This is a genomic window from Streptomyces sp. KR55 (assembly GCF_052245645.1).
Classification (GTDB): Bacteria; Actinomycetota; Actinomycetes; order Streptomycetales; family Streptomycetaceae; genus Streptomyces; species Streptomyces flavusporus.
In genome coordinates this window covers 1-13,824 of sequence record NZ_JBQQCE010000253.1, presented here as the reverse complement: position 1 = coordinate 13,824, position 13,824 = coordinate 1, and the positions used below count along the sequence as shown (strand labels likewise).

11 protein-coding genes and 1 pseudogene are annotated in these 13,824 nt (G+C 71.7%); 6 read left to right on the top strand and 6 right to left on the bottom strand.

Annotation, left to right across the window (positions count from 1 at the left end; translation table 11 throughout):
- Together ACTWQJ_RS30935 and ACTWQJ_RS30930 are read left to right on the top strand one after the other, a co-directional pair.
- Nucleotides 1-528 (top strand): annotated as a pseudogene (locus ACTWQJ_RS30935) (hypothetical protein); the annotation flags it as partial.
- Nucleotides 529-537: 9 nt separating this feature from the next.
- Nucleotides 538-978, top strand: a complete 441-nt coding sequence (locus ACTWQJ_RS30930) for an SRPBCC family protein (RefSeq protein WP_443309822.1) — start codon at nucleotides 538-540, stop codon at nucleotides 976-978.
- A gap of 41 nt (nucleotides 979-1,019) precedes the next feature.
- Here the strand turns inward: ACTWQJ_RS30930 and ACTWQJ_RS30925 are convergent, their stop codons facing one another.
- From ACTWQJ_RS30925 to ACTWQJ_RS30905, 5 genes are all read right to left on the bottom strand, one after another.
- Nucleotides 1,020-2,171, bottom strand: a complete 1,152-nt coding sequence (locus ACTWQJ_RS30925) for an XdhC family protein (protein ID WP_443309821.1) — start codon at nucleotides 2,169-2,171, stop codon at nucleotides 1,020-1,022.
- A gap of 68 nt (nucleotides 2,172-2,239) precedes the next feature.
- The gene (locus tag ACTWQJ_RS30920) at nucleotides 2,240-3,697 is read right to left on the bottom strand and encodes an NCS2 family permease (protein ID WP_443309820.1); all 1,458 of its coding nucleotides are present in this window, start codon (nucleotides 3,695-3,697) and stop codon (nucleotides 2,240-2,242) included.
- Nucleotides 3,698-3,929: 232 nt separating this feature from the next.
- Nucleotides 3,930-6,296 carry a xanthine dehydrogenase family protein molybdopterin-binding subunit gene (locus ACTWQJ_RS30915; RefSeq protein WP_443309819.1) on the bottom strand — a complete coding sequence of 789 codons (2,367 nt, stop codon included), beginning with the start codon at nucleotides 6,294-6,296 and terminating at the stop codon, nucleotides 3,930-3,932.
- Between the two features lie 2 nt (nucleotides 6,297-6,298).
- Nucleotides 6,299-6,889 carry a (2Fe-2S)-binding protein gene (locus ACTWQJ_RS30910; protein WP_443309818.1) on the bottom strand — a complete coding sequence of 197 codons (591 nt, stop codon included), beginning with the start codon at nucleotides 6,887-6,889 and terminating at the stop codon, nucleotides 6,299-6,301.
- Nucleotides 6,889-7,779, bottom strand: a complete 891-nt coding sequence (locus ACTWQJ_RS30905) for an FAD binding domain-containing protein (protein ID WP_443309817.1) — start codon at nucleotides 7,777-7,779, stop codon at nucleotides 6,889-6,891. The genes ACTWQJ_RS30910 and ACTWQJ_RS30905 overlap by 1 nt, the downstream gene beginning before the upstream one ends.
- Nucleotides 7,780-8,145: 366 nt before the next feature.
- Between ACTWQJ_RS30905 and ACTWQJ_RS30900 the strand changes: the two genes are divergently transcribed.
- Both ACTWQJ_RS30900 and ACTWQJ_RS30895 read left to right on the top strand, forming a co-directional pair.
- Nucleotides 8,146-9,819: a PucR family transcriptional regulator gene (locus tag ACTWQJ_RS30900; protein WP_443309816.1), complete on the top strand. Its 1,674-nt coding sequence runs from the start codon at nucleotides 8,146-8,148 to the stop codon at nucleotides 9,817-9,819.
- A 128-nt stretch (nucleotides 9,820-9,947) separates the two neighbouring features.
- Nucleotides 9,948-10,721, top strand: coding sequence for a hypothetical protein (locus ACTWQJ_RS30895; RefSeq protein ID WP_443309815.1), 774 nt, complete (start codon nucleotides 9,948-9,950; stop codon nucleotides 10,719-10,721).
- A 55-nt stretch (nucleotides 10,722-10,776) separates the two neighbouring features.
- On the opposite strand, the gene ACTWQJ_RS30890 is transcribed toward ACTWQJ_RS30895, so the two are convergent.
- The gene (locus ACTWQJ_RS30890; RefSeq protein WP_443309814.1) at nucleotides 10,777-11,592 is read right to left on the bottom strand and encodes a GntR family transcriptional regulator; all 816 of its coding nucleotides are present in this window, start codon (nucleotides 11,590-11,592) and stop codon (nucleotides 10,777-10,779) included.
- A 168-nt stretch (nucleotides 11,593-11,760) separates the two neighbouring features.
- Here ACTWQJ_RS30890 and ACTWQJ_RS30885 point away from each other — a divergent pair, with 168 nt between their 5' ends.
- Together ACTWQJ_RS30885 and ACTWQJ_RS30880 are read left to right on the top strand one after the other, a co-directional pair.
- Nucleotides 11,761-12,609 carry a (2Fe-2S)-binding protein gene (locus tag ACTWQJ_RS30885; protein ID WP_443309813.1) on the top strand — a complete coding sequence of 283 codons (849 nt, stop codon included), beginning with the start codon at nucleotides 11,761-11,763 and terminating at the stop codon, nucleotides 12,607-12,609.
- Nucleotides 12,610-12,796: 187 nt separating this feature from the next.
- On the top strand, nucleotides 12,797-13,824 hold a 1,028-nt coding region (locus tag ACTWQJ_RS30880), incomplete at its 3' end, for a DUF2637 domain-containing protein (protein ID WP_443309812.1).

Genomic DNA, 13,824 nt, shown 5'->3' with positions numbered 1-13,824 from the left:
GAACTCCCCCTGCCGGATGAACTCCACCCGGACGCCGCCACCCATCGCCGCATGGCCGAACGCTTCGCGGAGCTCGCCTTCACCGCCGACGGCCACCCCACCACGCCGCTGCTGGTCGTCTCGCCCATCCTGTGCCCCATCCACGAGGACACGCCCGGTCCCAGCACCCCGGACTTCACCGCCCTCAGCGCCGGGCGACTGCGGTTCCGGGCCGCGGGCGACCCGGCGGAGCGCGCGAGCGGGAAACTCACGCTGGGCGTCATCCGGGACGAGCTGGCCCGGATCGTGGAGCAGCGATCGGCCGACGACCCGAACCTGCACCACCTCGACGGGCGCGCACTCTACGGCGAGGCCGACCACGCCGAACTCCCCCTGCCGGATGAACTCCACCCGGACGCCGCCACCCATCGCCGCATGGCCGAACGCTTCGCGGAGCTCGCCTTCACCGCCGACGGCCCGTTCGTGAGCCACAGCTCGTCAACTACCTGCGCTGAAGCGTCGGAAATGTTCCCGGGTCGGTCTGCCTAGGATCCTCCCGTGGCCACCTTCCTCCTCGAACGCACAGCGCCCCTCCCCCTGCCCGAGGCGTGGCACCGGCTCACCGACTGGCCCCGCCACGGCGAGGTGGTCCCGATGACCCGCGTCACTGTGACCACGCCCCCGCCGACACACGAGGGCACGGTCCTCGTCGCCCGCTCCGGCATCGGCCCGTTCGCCTTCGCCGACCGGATGGAGGTCACGGTCTGGCAGCCGCCGACCGACGACACCCCCGGCCTGTGCCGTCTGGAGAAACGCGGCCGGGTCGTGCGGGGCTGGGCGGAGATCGAGGTCCGTCCGGGCCCCGGCGGCCGTACGCGCGTGCTCTGGCGGGAGGAACTCCGGCTCCGCCTCCTGCCCGGCATGTTCGACCCGGTCCTGGAGCAGGCGGCACGTGCGGTGTTCGGCCGGGCGGTGAACCGGCTGCTGCGGCGGCCGTGACGGCGTCCGACGGCCGGTCAGGGCGCCGGCCGGACGGCCGCTCAGGCCATCGACCCGATCCGCCCCGCCGACGCCGACGGCACGTCGTGGTGGATCGGGGTGTGCGCGCCGGTCAGTGAAACCCCGCTGCCGCCGCGCCGGTCGGCGACGATCTCCGACGCGATGGACAGGGCCGTCTCCTCCGGTGTACGGGCGCCCAGGTCGAGACCGATGGGTGAGCGCAGGCGCGCCAACTCCAGCTCGGTGACGCCGACTTCGCGCAGGCGTGCGGTGCGGTCCAGGTGGGTGCGGCGGGAGCCCATCGCGCCGACGTACGCCACCGGCAGGCGCAGCGCGAGCTTCAGCAGGGGTACGTCGAACTTGGCGTCGTGGGTGAGGACGCACAGGACCGTGCGGGCGTCCACGTCGGTGCGCTCCAGGTACGTGTGGGGCCACTCGACGACGATCTCGTCGGCCTCGGGGAAGCGGGTGCGGGTCGCGAAGACGGGGCGGGCGTCGCACACCGTGACGTGGTAGCCGAGGAACTTGCCGATGCGGACCAGTGCCGACGCGAAGTCGATCGCCCCGAAGACGATCATCCGGGGGGCGGGGACCGACGACTCGACCAGAACCGTGAGCGGTGCTCCACAGCGAGAGCCCTGCTCTCCGATCTCCAGGGTGCCGGTGCGGCCGGCCTCCAGGAAGGCGCCCGCCTCGGCCGCGACCGTGCGGTCCAGTTCCGGGTGGGCGCCGAAGCCGCCGTCGTACGAGCCGTCGGGGCGGACCAGCAGCGCACGGCCCGTCAGCTCCGCCGGGCCGGTCACGATCCGCGCCACCGCCGCCGCCTCCCCTCGCGCGGCGGCGGACAGTGCGGATGCGAACACCGGCCGGACGGGATCGCCCGCCCGTACCGGTGTGACCAGGATGTCGATGATGCCGCCGCAGGTCAGCCCGACGGCGAAGGCGTCCTCGTCGCTGTAGCCGAAGCGCTCCAGGACCGGCTCACCGTCCTGCAACGCCTGCCCGCACAGCTCGTAGACCGCCCCCTCCACACACCCGCCGGAGACCGAACCGATCGCCGTGCCGTCGGCGTCCACTGCGAGGGCGGCGCCGGGCTGACGCGGGGCGCTGCCGCCGACGGCCACCACGGTGGCCACCGCGAAGTCGCGTCCCTGCTCGACCCACCGGTGCAGCTCTTCGGCGATGTCCAGCATCTCTCGGTCTCCTTGGCAGCGGTTGTGTGGAGGGGGATCAGACAGCGGAGGGGGATCAACAGACGTGTCTAGTGCACGCCCAGCCAGCTCTCGATCGGGTTGAGGGCGAAGTAGACGACGAAGATCACGGTCAGCGCCCACATGAAGGCGCCGATCTCACGTGCCTTGCCCTGGGCGACCTTGATGGCGACGTACGAGATGACACCGGCGGCGACACCCGCGGTGATCGAGTACGTGAACGGCATGATCACGACGGTCAGGAAGACCGGGATCGCGGTGGCGCGGTCGGACCAGTCCACGTGCCGGGCGTTCATCATCATCATGGCGCCGATCACCACCAGGGCGGCAGCCGCGACCTCACCCGGCACGATCGCCGTCAGCGGGGTGAAGAAAAGGCAGGCCGCGAAGAACAGACCGGTCACCACGGACGACAGGCCCGTACGGGCGCCCTCGCCGACACCGGTCGCCGACTCCACGAACACCGTCTGACCCGAGGCGCCCGAGACGCCGCCGATCGCGCCGCCCGCGCCGTCGATGAACAGCGCCTTCGACAGACCCGGCATCCGGCCCTGCGCGTCCGCCAGCTTGGCCTCGGTGCCGACGCCGATGATCGTCGCCATGGCGTCGAAGAAACCGGCCAGCACGAGCGTGAACACGATCATGCCGACGGTCATCGCGCCGACCTCGCCCCAGCCGCCGAACTCGACGTTGCCGAAGATCGAGAAGTCCGGCATCGAGACCGCGCTGCCATGCAGTTCGGGGGCACCGCTCGCCCACTGCCCGGGATCGATGACGTCCAGCGCGTTGAGGAGTACGGCGAGCAGGGTGCCGCCGACGATGCCGATCAGGATCGCGCCGGGGATGCCGCGCGCCTGGAGCATGAAGATCGCGAGCAGGGTCACGGCGAAGAGCAGGACCGGCCAGCCGGCGAGTTCACCGGCCGGGCCGAGGGTGACCGGGGTCGCCTCGCCCTGGTGCACGAAGCCGGCCTTGTAGAAGCCGATCAGGGCGACGAAGAGACCGATGCCCATGGTGATCGCGTGCTTCAGCGGCAGCGGGATCGCGTTCATGATCATCTCGCGTAGGCCGGTGACGACCAGCAGCATGATGACCACGCCGTACATCACGCACATGCCCATCGCCTGCGGCCAGGTCATCTGGGGGGCGACCTGGGAGGCGAGGACTCCGGAGACGGAGAGGCCGGCGGCGAGTGCGAGGGGGACCTTGCCGAAGAGGCCCATCAGCAGTGTGGTGAGGGCCGCCGCGAATGCGGTCGCGGTGATCAGGGCCTGCTGGGCGAGCGTGTCCCCGGCGGCGTCCTTGCCGGACAGGATCAGGGGGTTGAGGAGGAGGATGTACGCCATCGCCATGAAGGTGGTGATGCCGCCGCGGACTTCGCGCGCGAGCGTGGATCCTCGGTGGGATATGTGGAAGTACCGGTCCAGCCAGGACCTGCCGGCCGGGACGCGGGTGCCTTCGCCTGCGTCTTCGGCTGTGGTCCTGGGCTGCACTGACTGGTGGGTCATGGTGCCGTCTCCCAAGGTTCATAGGGGGTTGGGATGTGCACGACCCGGGGGACGGCCCGAGACGAACGTGGTACTGGACTTGCTGACCGGCGCCGGGGTGGCCGTGGTTGAGCTGTGGCCCGGCGTCGGGGGCCGCTGCGCCCACCCGTGCCGCCCAGCGGCACGACTGCCCGCAGCGGCGGCGGGCGGCATTGCGACGTGGCCGCGTGTTGCGGCGCACGTCGCCCAAGCCCTACGCGGTGCCCGTCAGGTGTTCGGGGCGTACCGGCGTCCTGTTCAGCTCCAGGCCCGTCGCGTTGCGGATCGCCGCGAGGACCGCCGGAGTTGACGACAGCGTGGGGGCCTCGCCGATGCCTCGGAGGCCGTACGGGGCGTGGGTGTCGGCGAGTTCGAGGACGTCGACCGGGATGGTCGGGGTGTCGAGGATGGTGGGGATCAGGTAGTCCGTGAAGGAGGGGTTCCTGACCTTGGCCGTCTTCGGGTCGACGATGATCTCCTCCATCACCGCCACGCCCAGGCCCTGGGTCGTACCGCCCTGGATCTGGCCGATGACGGACAGCGGGTTGAGTGCCTTGCCGACGTCCTGGGCGCAGGCCAGCTCGATCACCTTGACCAGGCCGAGCTCGGTGTCGACCTCGACGACGGCGCGGTGCGCGGCGAAGGAGTACTGGACGTGGCCGTTGCCCTGGCCGGTGCGCAGGTCGAAGGCCTCGGTCGGACGGTGCCGCCACTCCTCCTCGACCTCCACGGCCTCGTCCTCGAGGACGTCCACCAGGTCGGCCAGTACCTCGCCGCCGTCGGTGAGGACCTTGCCGCCCTCGAGCAACAGCTCCGCCGTCGCCCAGGCCGGGTGGTACGGACCGAACTTACGGCGGCCGATGCCCAGGACCTTCTCACGGACGAGCTCGCAGGCGTTCTTCACCGCGCCACCCGTGACGTACGTCTGCCGCGAAGCCGACGTCGAACCGGCGCTGCCCACCTGCGTGTCCGCCGGGTGGATGGTCACCTGGGTGACGCCCAGCTCGGTGCGGGCGATCTGCGCGTGGACGGTGACGCCGCCCTGGCCGACCTCCGCCATGGCCGTGTGCACGGTGGCGACGGGCTCTCCGCCCACGACCTCCATGCGCACCCTGGCGGTGGAGTAGTCGTCGAAGCCCTCGGAGAAGCCGACGTTCTTGATGCCGACCGCGTAGCCGACACCGCGTACGACGCCTTCACCGTGCGTGGTGTTGGACAGACCGCCGGGCAGCTGCCGTACGTCCACGCCCTCGGAGCTCTCCCACTCGCGCTCCGGCGGCATCGGCATCGCCTTGACGCGGCGCAGGAGTTCGGCGACGGGGGCCGGGGAGTCGACCGGCTGCCCGGTCGGCATGATCGCGCCCTGCTCCATGGCGTTGAGCTGCCGGAACTCCACCGGGTCCATGCCGAGTTGCTTGGCCACCTTGTCCATCTGCGCCTCGTAGGCGAAGCACGCCTGGACCGCGCCGAAGCCGCGCATCGCCCCGCACGGCGGGTTGTTGGTGTAGAGGGCGAGGGCCTCGATCTCGACGTCGTCGACGACGTACGGCCCGATGCCGAGGGAGGCGGCGTTGCCGACGACCGCCGGGGAGGCGGAGGCGTACGCACCGCCGTCGAGCACGATGCGGCACTTCACGTGGGTGAGCTTGCCGTCCTTCGTCGCCCCGTGCTCGTAGTGGAGCTTCGCCGGGTGGCGGTGGACGTGTCCGAAGAAGGACTCGAAGCGGTTGTAGACGATCTTGACGGGCTTGCCGGTGCGCAGGGCGAGCAGGCAGGCGTGGATCTGCATCGACAGGTCCTCGCGTCCGCCGAAAGCACCGCCGACGCCGGCCAGCGTCATACGCACCTTGTTCTCGGCCAGGCCGAGCACGGGCGCGATCTGGCGCAGGTCGGAGTGCAGCCACTGGGTGGCGATGTAGAGGTGGACGCCGCCGTCCTCGTCGGGGACCGCGAGGCCGGCCTGGTCCTGCATGCCGAAGGTGTACTCGCCCTCGACGATGACGTCGGCGCGCTCCCGGGCCGCCCGGACGTCCCCTCGGACGATCGGCTGGCGGTGCACGATGTTCGGGTGCGGGACGTGGCCGATGTGGTGGTCGTCGCGGTTCTCGTGGACGAGGATCGCGTCCGGCGCGAGCGCGGACGCCTCGTCGGTGACGACCGGAAGCTCCTTGTACTCCACCCTGATCTTCGCGGCGGCGCGACGGGCGGTCTCCGGGTGGTCGGCGGCGACGATCGCGACGGGCTCGCCGTGGTGGCGTACCTTGCCGTGGGCGAGCACCGGGGTGTCCTGGATCTCCAGGCCGTAGTTCTTCACCTCGGTCGGCAGGTCGTCGTACGTCATGACGGCGTAGACGCCCGGTGTCGCGAGGGCCTCGCTCGTGTCGATGGACACGATCTCGGCGTGGGCGACGGTGGAGCGCAGGATCTGGCCCCAGAGCATGTCCTCGTGCCACATGTCGGACGAGTACGCGAACTCGCCGGTGACCTTGAGGGTGCCGTCCGGGCGGAGCGTGGACTCGCCGATGCCGCCCTTGGTCTGGGAGCCCTGGGTGATCTTCGTGGGTGCGCCGTTGGTGGGCATCGTCAGACCGCCTCTCCCTGCCGGGCGGCCGCCAGGCGGACCGCGTCCATGATCTTCTCGTAGCCGGTGCAGCGGCACAGGTTGCCCGAGAGCGCCTCGCGGATGTCCGCGTCGGTCGGGTTCGGGTTGCGCTCCAGCATCTCGTCGGCGGCGACGAGCAGGCCGGGGGTACAGAAGCCGCACTGGACGGCACCGGCGTCGATGAACGCCTGCTGGATCGGGGAGAGTCGGGTGCCCTCGCCGGTCTGGGAGTCGGAGGGCCTGGCCTGCCATCCCTTGGCCTCGTCCAAAGATGTGCCACATTCCGCAGAAGTGTCACATTCTTCGGAACCACAGGTCCGCTGCCGGGCATACTCCGCCAGGCCCTCCACGGTGACGACCTCGCGGCCCTCCACCTGACCGGCGGCGACCAGACACGAACACACCGGCACGCCGTCCAGCCGGACCGTGCACGACCCGCACTCGCCCTGTTCGCAGGCGTTCTTCGAACCGGGCAGGCCGAGCCGCTCGCGCAGCACGTACAGCAGGGACTCGCCCTCCCACACGTCGTCGGCTTCCTGCGGGCGGCCGTTGACCGTGAAACTGACGCGCATTACGCGACTCCCTCCGTGCGTGCGGCGGTGCCGCGGTACGACTCCCAGGTCCAGGTGAGCGTCCGGCGGGCCATCACGCCCACCGCGTGGCGGCGGTAGCTCGCGGTGCCCCGGACGTCGTCGATCGGGTTGCAGGCGGCGGAACACAGGTCCGCGAACTGCTTGGCGACCGACGGGGTGATGATCTTTCCGTTGTCCCAGAAGCCGCCCTCTTCGAGCGCCGCGTTCAGGAACTCCTCGGCGGCCCTGGCCCGGATGGGCGTCGGGGCGGCCGAGCCGATCCCCGTACGGACGGTCCGCGTCTGCGGATGCAGCGCGAGCCCGAAGGCACACACGGCGATGACCATCGCGTTGCGCGTGCCCACCTTCGAGAACTGCTGCGGCCCGTCGGCCTTCTTGATGTGCACGGCGCGGATCAGCTCGTCGGGCGCCAGGGCGTTCCGCTTGACGCCCTGGTAGAACTCGTCGATGGGGATCAGGCGGGTGCCGCGCACCGACTCGACCTCGACCTCGGCGCCGGCCGCGAGCAGGGCGGGGTGGGCGTCGCCGGCCGGGGAGGCGGTGCCGAGGTTGCCGCCGACGCCGCCGCGGTTGCGGATCTGCGGGGAGGCGACCGTGTGCGAGGCGAGGGCGAGGCCCGGCAGCTCGGCGCGCAGGCTCTCCATGATCTGGGAGTACGGGACGGAGGCACCCAGGCGCACGGAGTCCTCGCCGACCTCCCACTCGGAGAGGTCGCCGATGCGGTTGAGGTCCATGAGGTACTCGGGCCGGCGGTGGTCGAAGTTGATCTCGACCATCACATCGGTGCCGCCCGCAATCGGCACAGCGGTGGGGTGCTCGGCCTTCGCGGCGAGCGCCTCCTCCCAGCTGGCGGGGCGAAGGAAGTCCATGACCGGCTCTCTTCTTCGTCTCGTGAGTCGTACAGATTGAGCCAATCCGTGTGCGGCGGGCCCGGCTCGTTCATGTGCTCTTAACGCGGATTGACGTCAGTACACAGCGCCGTACTCCGGCAGGGTCAGTCACCGAAACCATGAAGGAGTTGGCTGGCCAGGGCAGTCATCTTGTAGATTCGTATGAATGGAGGTCATCAGTAACCTCCTGGTTTTCCTGTGGAAACGTGCAGGAACAGTCACGTGACCAGGGACACAGCACGGGAGACGGCGAGCACCGCTCAACCGCCCACCGAACGGGCCTCTCACCGGCGGACCCGTCAAGATCCATCGTAGTTTTCGAGACAAAGAACGGCGGCGACGAGAATGCGGCTGCGCGCACTGCTGGACACCGACGCGCTGGGCCTCAAGCTGCTCGGCGGCGAGGACGAGCTGGACCGCACCGTGCGGGGCGTGATGACCACCGACCTGCGGGACCCCAGCCGTTACCTCTCCGGTGGTGAGCTGGTGCTGACGGGCCTGGCCTGGCGCCGGGGCGCCGCCGACTCGGAGCCTTTCGTACGGATCCTGGTGCAGGCCGGCGTGGCCGCCCTCGCGGCCGGTGAGGCCGAGCTGGGCGATGTGCCCGAGGACCTCGTCCAGGCCTGTGCCCGGCACCGGCTCCCCCTCTTCGCCGTGCACGAGTCGGTGGCCTTCGCGACGATCACCGAGCACGTCGTACGGCAGGTCTCCGGCGAGCGTGCCGGGGACCTGGCGGCCGTGGTGGACCGGCACCGGCGGATGATGACCTCGGGCCCGGCGGGTGGTGGACCGGACGTGGTCCTGGACCTGCTCGGCTCGGACCTGGACCTGCGTGCCTGGGTGCTGTCTCCGACGGGACGGCTGATCGCCGGCCCGAAGGCCGGGGGGCCGGGGCTGCCCGCGGAGGCGTGCGCGAAGCTGGCGGCCGAGCACCTGGCGGCCGCCCGCACCGGCCGCCGCGGCCCGCACCGGATGATCCTCGGCAGCACGACGTACTCCCTCTTCCCCATCCGCAGCAGCGGCCGCTCCCCGCAGGGCTCCCGGGACGTGCGCGAGACGGTGCTCTCCGACTGGCTGCTCGCCGTGGAGGCGGACGCCGGTGACTGGGCGGAGGAGCGGCTCGACCTGCTGCACGGCGTCACCCAGCTGATCGCGGTCGAACGGGACCGCCGGGACGCGGCCCGCACGGTACGGCGACGGCTGGCCCAGGAGGTGCTGGAACTGGTCCAGACAGGCGCCGCACCCGCCGAGATCGCCGCCCGCCTGCGCGTCGCCGCTCCGGTCCTGCTGCCCGGCCTCGGCACCGCCCCGCACTGGCAGGTGGTCGTCGCACGGGTCGAGTGGGACGGTGACCGGATCGAGGCCGGCCCGGTGGCGCAGTCCCTCCTGGAGGAGATCCTGGTCGACCCGCTAGCCACCGGCCCCGAGCCGTCCGACCGCATAGCCGTGGCGCACACGGGCGACGAGGCGATCGCGCTCGTCCCCCTCCCGGCGGTGTCGACGGAGCACGACGGCTCCGAGACCGGCGTCCTGGCGGACGCGCTCCTGGCCTCCGTACGCGACCCCCTGTCGGCGGGCCTCGACGACGACGGCCGGTTCACGCTCGGCGTCAGCGCGGCGGTCCACTCGGCCGAGGGCCTGCGCGGGGCGCTGGAGGAGGCCCGGCACGCCCGCCGGGTGGCGGCGGCCCGCCCGGGCCGGGTCTGCGCGGCCGGCCACCACGAGCTGGCCTCGCACGTCCTGCTGCTCCCCTTCGTCCCCGACGACGTACGCCGCGCCTTCACCGCCCGCCTCCTGGACCCGCTGCGTGACTACGACCGCCGGCACCGCGCCGAACTGATCCCGACCTTGGAAGCGTTCCTGGAGTGCGACGGCTCCTGGACGCGCTGCGCGTCCCGCCTGCACCTGCACGTCAACACACTGCGCTACCGGGTCGGACGAATCGAGCAGTTGACGAGCCGCGACCTGTCCCGCCTGGAGGACAAGCTCGATTTCTTCCTGGCGTTGCGGATGAGCTGAAACCCGAAGGGCCCGAGGAGCCCACGACTTTGTGAAATCCTTCACCCACCCCCTTGGCCGGGCAGCTGAATTGGTGCTGAAATGCGGCCACCACTCAACAGCTCAATGGCGTGCTCGGGGAGGGCAACGTGGCGCATACCGCCATGTCTGGTACCGGAACGACCTCAGACGACGATCCCCTCCAGACCGCGGTATGGCGGTTGCGCTCGCGGGCGTGCTGGGCCGACGCGGCGGCCCTGCTGCCGCCGACCACCGCGGCCGCAGCGCTCCAGCGGGCCGCGCTGCTGGTCGAACGGTGCCTGTACACCGAGCAGGGGTGGGAGGAGGCCGAGGACGCGCTGCGGACGGCGGAGGCGCTGGCCCACACCGACGAGGAGCGGGGGGCGGCCGCTTGTGAACGCGGGCAGCTTGCCTACGCGGCCACGCTGCACGGGGTGCGGGACCGGGCCGACGAGGCGCGGGCCGCGCTGGGGCGGGCGGCAGCACTGATCCCTCCGGGGGCCGCGGGGCGGGCGCTGCTGGACTTCCGGCGCGGGCTGCTCGCCGAGAACCTGGCGCACTCGCCGCAGGCCGCGCGGGCGGCGTACCGGCGGGCGCATGCGGGGGCGGCGGCGCATGCCGACGCGTTGCTGCTCTCCTTCACATGGCGGCACCTTGCCGGACTCGCCCTGCGGGAGGGGGAGTTGGCCGAGGCCCGGAACGGCTTCGCCGAGTCCCTGCGGATCCGGGAGGAGTTGGGCTACCTGGTCGGTACGGCGCCGGCGCTGGTGTCCCTGGCCGACGCGGAGACGGAGCCGGAGGCGTCCCGGCTGCGGGAGGAGGCCCGTCGGCTGTTCCGGCTGCTCGGGGGCGTACCGACGTGGCTGGAGCCGCGGTTGGCACCGCCGGCGGCGACGGCGTAGGCGGAGGCGGGGCGCCGAACGTGGGTGGGCCGCGCGGCCCGGTGCCGCCGCGCTCTCACCGCGTACCGGCGAAGTGCGCCCGCACCAGTGCCCGTACGGCGTCCAGGTCCCGGGCGATCAGGGCGTCCAGCAGGGCCGCGTGCTCGGCCGCATCGGCGACCAGGTCCGAACGGCCGGGGGAGGCCGCGGCTCCCACCAGCGGCCACTGCGTCCGGCGGTGCAGGTCGTCGGCGATGCGCACCAACTGCTCGTTCCCCGCGAGCGACAGCACGGCCCGGTGAAAGGCCCGGTCGGCCTCCGCGTACGTCGCCCGGCAGCCGGACGACGCCGCGCGGACCGTTGCCTCGGCCGTCGGCCTGAGCTCCGCCCAGCGTTCCGCGGGGACCGTACGAACCAGCCGCAGGATGACGGGGACCTCGATCAGCCCCCGGACCTCGGTCAGTTCGGCCAGTTCCCGGGCGTCCCGCTGGACCACCCGGAAGCCGCGGTTGGGCACGACCTCGACGGCGCCCTCCAGGGCGAGCTGCTGCATCGCCTCCCGGACGGGTGTCGCGGACACCCCGAACCGTTCGCCGAGCGCCGGCGCCGAGTACACCTCGCCGGGCCGCAGCTCCGCCGTCACCAGCGCGGTCCGCAGGGCGTCGAGGATCTGCCCGCGCACGGAGGCCCGCTGGACCACGGGCCGGGCCCGCTCGGCGAAGGGCCGCGGGATGGGCTGCTCACTGTGCGTGTGTTCACCGCGCACCGCGCCGGCCGAGCCGGCCCGTTCCCGGTCGACGTCCGCAGCCCCGGGCTGTGACGGCACCCGCACCGCCGGGGCCGGAAACTCCGGAACGCCCGTCTCGGCGGAGCCCTGCGTGCCCTGCTTCACGGGGTCCTCCTCCGGACGTTTCGGTACCTGTTTCGGTACTTGGGTCATTACGGCGGCTTGTTACTCGTCCGTCAAGCACCTTAGGCGCAGAAGCCACCGGTTCAAACCCGGACTGGGGTTCGGTAAGGTAAGGCTTACCTTCAACCCACTGGGAATCGGTGATCCCGTATGCCTGTGCCCCGTTCGGCCGTCGCGGACGCGTACGCCCGTCTGACCGAGGTCCTCCCCGGGCTCGCCATCGTGGAGCTGGACACCGGTGATCCCCTCCCGAGCGGTGACGGATGGATCACCGCCGCCTCGCTCGCAGCAGGCGGGACCGGCCTCGACACCTTCCTGGCCTGGGACGACGCACAGGTACAGAGGGACTACGGACAGCAGGCCCGCCCGGATGTGGTCGCAAGTTTCGGCCTGCACCGGTACGCCTGGCCGGCCTGCCTGCTGATCACCGTGCCATGGTTTCTGCACCGGCGCATCCCCCGCTTTCCCGTGACGCATGTCTCGTACAACCGGACCACCCCCGGCCTCTCCATGGGCCGCCTGGCGGTCCGCCCGGACGGCTTCGCCTGCCTGCCCGGCGACCCGGCCGCCGCCCTGCCCGGCGCCACCGTGGTCGCCGACGAGGAGGCGCTGCGGGCTGAGCTGCGGGCGGCGGTCGCCGAGCACTTCGAACCGGTCCTCGCCGCCTTCGGCCCGCGCATGCGGCGACGCGGACGCGCGCTGTGGGCCACGGCGACCGACGAGATCGTGGAGGGGCTCTGGTACGTCGCCGATCTCCTCGGCGAGCGGGAGCGGGCGAAGCGCGAGCTGGAGCTGCTGCTGCCGGGCGCCACGAAGCCGTACGTCGGTTCGGCGGCGTTCCGCGAGCTGACCGGGCCGAACGGCGAGTCGCTGCCCACCCGGGACCGGGCGAGCTGCTGCATGTTCTACACCCTCCGCCCCGAGGACACGTGCACCACCTGTCCGCGCACCTGCGACGCGGAACGGGTCGTCAAACTGGCGGCGGCCGCGGTCGGTTGAGGCCGTGCCCACAACTCCTTAATCGAACTCAACTCCCATCTCTCAAGCGGCAGTTCGAGCTGAACGCCGCCGCAGGCATCCCCTTGCACTTCGTTGGCGGTCTCTTGCCCCGAAACCCCCTGAGGACCGGCGGGTTTGGGCCACCATGGCGGGCGTTACGCCCTATCCCAATGCAAGGGACCCCCAGATGAGATTGACCGACATATCGCTGAACTGGCTGCTTCCGGGCGCCGTACTGCTCCTGGGCATGCTGGCGGCGGTGGCGGTGCTCCGGCGCGGCAAGACGGCCGCGGGGAAGGACACGAGCGCGGACGACTCGTGGGAGCGTGCCGAAGAGCGCCGCAGGCGCAAGGAGGCCATCTACGGCACGGCCTCCTATGTGCTGCTGTTCTGCTGCGCCGCGGTCGCTGCGGCCCTGTCCTTCCACGGCCTCGTCGGCTTCGGCCAGCAGAACCTCGGCCTCTCCGGCGGCTGGGAGTATCTGGTGCCGTTCGGCCTGGACGGCGCGGCGATGTTCTGCTCCGTGCTCGCGGTGCGCGAGGCCAGCCACGGTGACGCGGCGCTCGGCTCCCGGATACTCGTATGGACGTTCGCGGGCGCCGCGGCCTGGTTCAACTGGGTGCACGCGCCCCGGGGCGCCGGCCACGCGGGTGCCCCGCACTTCTTCGCCGGCATGTCCCTGTCGGCCGCCGTGCTCTTCGACCGAGCGCTGAAGCAGACCCGCCGGGCCGCCCTGCGCGAACAGGGACTGGTCCCGCGTCCGCTGCCGCAGATCCGGGTGGTCCGCTGGCTGCGGGCGCCCCGCGAGACGTACAAGGCCTGGTCGCTGATGCTTCTGGAAGGCGTGCGCACCCTCGACGAGGCGGTCGACGAGGTGCGCGAGGACAGGCGGCAGAAGGAGGAGGCCCGGCTGCGGCGGCGCGAGCAGCAGCGGCTGGAGCGGGCCCAGCTCAAGGCGATCAGCCGGGGCCACGGCCGGGGTTTCGTCGGCCGCGGCGGTGGCCGGCAGGTGGAACTGCCCGCCGTGGAGCAGGGCGCCGAGCGGCTCTCCGCGGAGCCTGCCATATCAGCGCCGGAGCAACTGCCCGTCCGCGCACGGCCCTCGCTCCAGCCCGTGCGCAGCGGTCCTGAGACAGTCACCGTGGACCTCACCGCGGAGGACGACACCATGGCCCTGCCACGCCTGGACTCCCTGGAGCGCAAGCTCAAGGACCT

Coding starts and splice junctions, on each gene's coding strand:
- ACTWQJ_RS30910 (WP_443309818.1), bottom strand. CDS start 6,889: ATGCGCGTCAGTTTCACGGTCAACGGCCGCCCGCAGGAAGCCGACGAC.
- ACTWQJ_RS30885 (WP_443309813.1), top strand. CDS start 11,761: ATGCCTGTGCCCCGTTCGGCCGTCGCGGACGCGTACGCCCGTCTGACC.
- ACTWQJ_RS30905 (WP_443309817.1), bottom strand. CDS start 7,779: ATGGACTTCCTTCGCCCCGCCAGCTGGGAGGAGGCGCTCGCCGCGAAG.
- ACTWQJ_RS30920 (WP_443309820.1), bottom strand. CDS start 3,697: ATGACCCACCAGTCAGTGCAGCCCAGGACCACAGCCGAAGACGCAGGC.
- ACTWQJ_RS30900 (WP_443309816.1), top strand. CDS start 8,146: ATGCGGCTGCGCGCACTGCTGGACACCGACGCGCTGGGCCTCAAGCTG.
- ACTWQJ_RS30925 (WP_443309821.1), bottom strand. CDS start 2,171: ATGCTGGACATCGCCGAAGAGCTGCACCGGTGGGTCGAGCAGGGACGC.
- ACTWQJ_RS30915 (WP_443309819.1), bottom strand. CDS start 6,296: ATGCCCACCAACGGCGCACCCACGAAGATCACCCAGGGCTCCCAGACC.